The sequence below is a fragment of the Anaerotruncus rubiinfantis genome, from assembly GCF_900078395.1.
In the GTDB taxonomy this organism is placed as follows: domain Bacteria; phylum Bacillota; class Clostridia; order Oscillospirales; family Ruminococcaceae; genus Anaerotruncus; species Anaerotruncus rubiinfantis.
The window spans coordinates 1-1,222 of sequence record NZ_FKLA01000003.1 but is presented as its reverse complement, the minus strand read 5'-3'; the positions used below and the strand labels follow the sequence as shown (position 1 = coordinate 1,222).

Genomic DNA, 1,222 nt, shown 5'->3' with positions numbered 1-1,222 from the left:
TGCCCTCACCCGCCATCGCCGTATGGCACGCATTGATGCACATAGCGAATAAAACGGGTTGGCAGCAAGAGTTTGCGGTAGCGGTATCGGTGCTCGAAGTCAAGACGGGGCTGAATGCCAAAGCGATAGAACGTGCTCGAAACAGGCTTGCACAGGATGGGATCATCAGCTGGAAATCCCGGCGCGGGAATCAGTCTGCGATTTATACGCTGCATTCCCTGTGCGACAAAATGTGCTATGAATATGTCGCACAACCTGTCGCACAAAGTGTCCCACAATATGTCGCACAACCTGTCGCACAAAGTGTCGCCATTAATAAAACAAAACAAGACAAAACAAAACAGATAAGCGCTAAAGCGCCGCGCACGAAGTTTAAAAAACCCGCGGTTGAAGAAATCCGGCTCTATTGTCAGGAGCGGAGAAACAGCGTGGACGCACAAAGATTCTTCGACTATTACGAGTCCAACGGATGGCATGTTGGTAAAAACCCCATGAAGGACTGGAAAGCATCCATCAGGACGTGGGAGCGGAACGGGGTTGCACAGCCAAAGCAGAACCCGTCAGCCAAAACCGGGGAATCGTCGCTGGACATGGATAAAATACGAGCTTTTATGCACCGTGAGGCGATGGAATGAACAGCCGCCAAAAAGGAGCCGCAGGGGAGCGGGAGCTTGCCCGGAAACTGCGTGACCTGGGATATGATTGCAGACGCGGTCAGCAGTACAGCGGAGCCAATGGGGACGCCGATGTTGTGGGCCTGCCGGGAATCCATATCGAGTGCAAACGGGTCGAGCGGCTTTGCATTGAGGACGCTATAGCGCAGGCGAAGCGGGACGCACGGGAAGGCGAAATGCCTGTTGTAATGCACCGCAAGAATCACTGTGAGTGGTTGGTAACAATGCCACTTGACCAGTGGATCGAAATTTACCGAGAATGGGAGGCGGGACAATGAAAAATGCTTACGCTGTAAAGTTGCAGCAACGAAAGGCAGCGGAACTTCATGAGGCGGCGACGGAGGGCTTCGACTTTGCCTTAAACCTATGCGCCGTGGCTCTGAACAATATATTTGGTTTTGGCGACGAGCGGCTCACGCGGCTTGAAAATGAAGTGACCCGGATACTAGAAGAAGATTTCGCGAGTGACATGGAAAAGGCCTCTTACGGGCTTAAAAACCGCGTAAAACAGATCCGGAGAATCTCATGAAACGCCATAAACCGAAACC

2 protein-coding genes and 1 pseudogene are annotated in these 1,222 nt (G+C 52.3%); all 3 read left to right on the top strand.

The features are described from left to right. Window positions 1-635: pseudogene (locus BN4275_RS17435) on the top strand (hypothetical protein); the annotation flags it as partial. After that, a complete protein-coding gene (locus BN4275_RS00030; protein ID WP_066452437.1) occupies window positions 632-952 on the top strand; it encodes a putative PDDEXK endonuclease in 321 nt (106 codons plus the stop codon). The pseudogene BN4275_RS17435 and the gene BN4275_RS00030, both read left to right, overlap by 4 nt. Continuing rightward, window positions 949-1,203, top strand: a complete 255-nt coding sequence (locus BN4275_RS00025; protein WP_066452436.1) for a hypothetical protein — start codon at window positions 949-951, stop codon at window positions 1,201-1,203. The genes BN4275_RS00030 and BN4275_RS00025 overlap by 4 nt, the downstream gene beginning before the upstream one ends. Window positions 1,204-1,222: the final 19 nt, after the last annotated feature.